This is a genomic window from Arhodomonas sp. KWT (genome assembly GCF_010993615.1).
On record NZ_WNXE01000265.1, the window covers coordinates 1 to 2,801 of the forward strand.

General features: G+C 71.6%; 3 protein-coding genes. 1 reads left to right on the forward strand and 2 read right to left on the reverse strand.

From position 1 onward, the window contains the following. A partial coding sequence (locus G7A99_RS17625) for a murein L,D-transpeptidase (protein ID WP_240466334.1) occupies positions 1 to 1,401 on the reverse strand: 1,401 nt, incomplete at its 3' end. Positions 1,402 to 1,538: 137 nt separating this feature from the next. On the opposite strand from G7A99_RS17625, the gene G7A99_RS17630 reads away from it, so the two are divergent. Beyond that, complete coding sequence (locus G7A99_RS17630; protein ID WP_240466335.1) at positions 1,539 to 2,255, forward strand: murein L,D-transpeptidase catalytic domain family protein; 717 nt, start codon at positions 1,539 to 1,541, stop codon at positions 2,253 to 2,255. Between the two features lie 45 nt (positions 2,256 to 2,300). On the opposite strand, the gene G7A99_RS17635 is transcribed toward G7A99_RS17630, so the two are convergent. Further along, positions 2,301 to 2,801: ATP-binding cassette domain-containing protein (locus G7A99_RS17635; protein ID WP_163142617.1), on the reverse strand; the 501-nt coding region annotated here is incomplete at its 5' end.

The following is a 2,801-nucleotide window of genomic DNA, read 5'->3' on the forward strand; positions in this document are numbered from 1 at the left end:
GTCGAGGAGCAGGCGGGCCAGCTCCAGTGGGTGCTCGACGCGGATGCAGCCATGGCTGAACGCGCGCCGGGGGCGGTTGAACAGCGCCCGGGCCGGGGTGTCGTGGAGATAGACCGCGTAGGGGTTGGGGAAGCGGAATACCACCCGCCCCAGGGCGTTGTCCGCTCCCGCCTTCTGGCGCAGCACCACTGCGGGCGGATCGCTCCAGTCGATCGCCGCCGGGTCCAGCGCCCGACCCTCCGGGGTGAGGACCTGCAGGTGCTCGCGGGCGAGGTAGCCGGGGTCCCGGCGGATGCGGGGCAGCAGCTCACGCCAGGTGATCGACGCGGGCACCGTCCAGGTCGGGTTGAGCGTCAGATGCGTGATCTCAGAGCGCAGCGTCGGCGTGCGCCGGTAGGGCGTGCCGACGACGATACGCGTGTGCCACGGCTTATGATCCGGGCGGTAGTAGGTGAGCCGGTAGCCGGCGATGTCCACCAGCACGAACGAGCGCGGCAGGCCGTGGAGCAGCCAGCGTGCGCGCTCCAGGTTTACCCGGATCTGGTCGATGCGGGCGTCCACGCTGACGTTGAGCGCCGTCCGCGTGGCGGCGCCGACGACACCGTCCACCTCCAGGTAATGATGGCGCTGGAAATGCCGCACCGCCCCGGCCAGGGCGTCGTCGTAGAGTGCCGGGGCCGCGCTGTCCCCCACTGGTGCGCCGGTGACCGCGAGTCGCCGGCGGAGCACGGCGACCGCCGGGGCCCGGTCCCCGGGGTGCAGCGCGGTGTCCAGCGGTGGCAGGGATGGCCAGCCGCCGGTGTCGCGGATCCGGCGATAGTGCGCGAGCGCCGTGCGCAGCCGGCGATAGGGGGCGTAGTCCGGCCGGGCCCGGGCAAAGGCGGTCTCGAAGTCCAGGGCGTCGACGTCGTCGGAGAGAGCGGCCACGTCGGGCGAGAAGGGCGGGAGGGGGACGTCCCAGTCCGCCTCCAGCGAGGCGGGGTCGACCTTGCCGCGGTCCAGGTGACGGAGCGCAGTGAGCAGCAGCCGGGTGACGGCGATATCGAAGCGCGCGCGTTCGTCTACCGGCCCCTCCCCGGCGTAGGCCTGGTGGTGGGCCGCGACGAGCCGGTCAGCGGCGTAATCCGCAGGCCTCAGGCCGTCGCCCGCCAGGGTGTCGAGTGCGGTCGTGAATGCGGTTACGGCCTCGGGCCGTCGCCAGGCCGGACGAAAGTCCCGGACGGCATAGAACGCCTCGACCCGGGGCGTCAGGTCGCCGGAGGCCGGTGGAGACGGGGCGTCCAGCAGAGTCTGTAGCCGATCGCCGACCGGGTCCCCGGCCGCGTCCGCCAAGGCGGCTTTACCGCCGGTAACGAGCCCGGCGATCAGTACGATGGTTGCGGCGATCCGACCTGTGCGCACGGTCAACTTCCCCCTCCGGATCCGCCTGCGGTTGTGACCGTCGCCCGTTTCGCGATAATGGAGCCGTCTGCGGCGACCTGTGGACGGTTCGTTCCAGCAGCGTAGCCGCTCGTGCTGTCACGGAGGAAGACCGAGACGTGCCCTTTCTTCAAAGAATGCTTCCGCCCCGGCGGTATCGCCTTGCCGGGGTCGCGCTGGCCGTGCTGATGCTCGCCGGCGCCGTCCAGGCCGCTCCCCTGGCCGATACCCTCAAGCAGCTCGCCCCCGGGGCCGATCCCCGGGCCCTGTCGCTGGCTGCCGAGGCCATGAGTTGCGCCGTGCAGCGCGGCCAGCCCGCGGCCGGCCGTCTCGCGGTGATCGACTACTCCCTCCCGTCGACGAAACGGCGCCTCTGGGTGTTCGATCTCGACGACCGCCGGCTGCTGTTCCGCGAGTGGGTCGCCCACGGCCAGGCCACCGGCGGCAATCGCGCCGAGCACTTCTCCAATGTGCCCGAGAGCCACGCGTCCAGCCTCGGCCTGTACCGCACCCTCAACAGCTACCATGGCCGCAACGGCTATTCCCTGCGCCTGAAGGGCCTGGAGCCCGGGGTCAACGACCACGCCTACAGCCGGGCCATTGTCGTCCACGGGGCGGACTACGCCACCCCGGCGTTCATCCGCCGGGTCGGACGACTGGGGCGCAGCTACGGCTGCCCGGCGGTGCGCCCGGCGGTGGCCGAGCCCTTGATCGACAGCATCAAGGGCGGGCAGTACCTGTTCGCGTACTACCCGCAGGCGAGCTGGATCCAGCACTCCCGCTATCTCGGCTGCGGCGGCGGGGAGTCGCCGGGGCTGATGGCGGACGCCCACTGAGGGGCGCCCGGTGCGCGACGGCTCCCCGCCGCCGCGCGCCGGGCGTCAGAAGTTGAGGCCGAGCCACTCGCGGACCTGCTCGTGCATGTCCCCCTCGAACTGGGACCGGGGGCCCTCGGCGGTGACCTCGCCGAGGGTCAGCACGTAGGTATAGTCCGACAGCTCGATGACCTTGCGGATGTTGTGGTCGACGAGCAGTATCGCCATGCCCTCGTCCGCGAACTGCCGTATCCAGCCGAACACCTCGCCGGCGATCTTCGGCGAGAGCCCGATGCTCGGCTCGTCGATGAGGCACAGCCGGGGCCGGAGCATGTGGGCCTTGGCGAATTCCACCATCTTCTGCTGGCCGCCGCTCAGCGATCCGGCATCGGCGCGGAGCTTGCCGTGGATCTCGGGGAAGCGCTCCAGGGTGCGCTCCAGGGCGTCGTCGCTGGACAGCCCGGCGCGGCGGGCGGCGCGCAGGGGCAGTCGGAGGTTGTCCTCGACGCTGAGGTGGGGGAAGAGGCTCGACTCCTGCGGGATCAGGCTGATGCCGCGCCGGAGCAG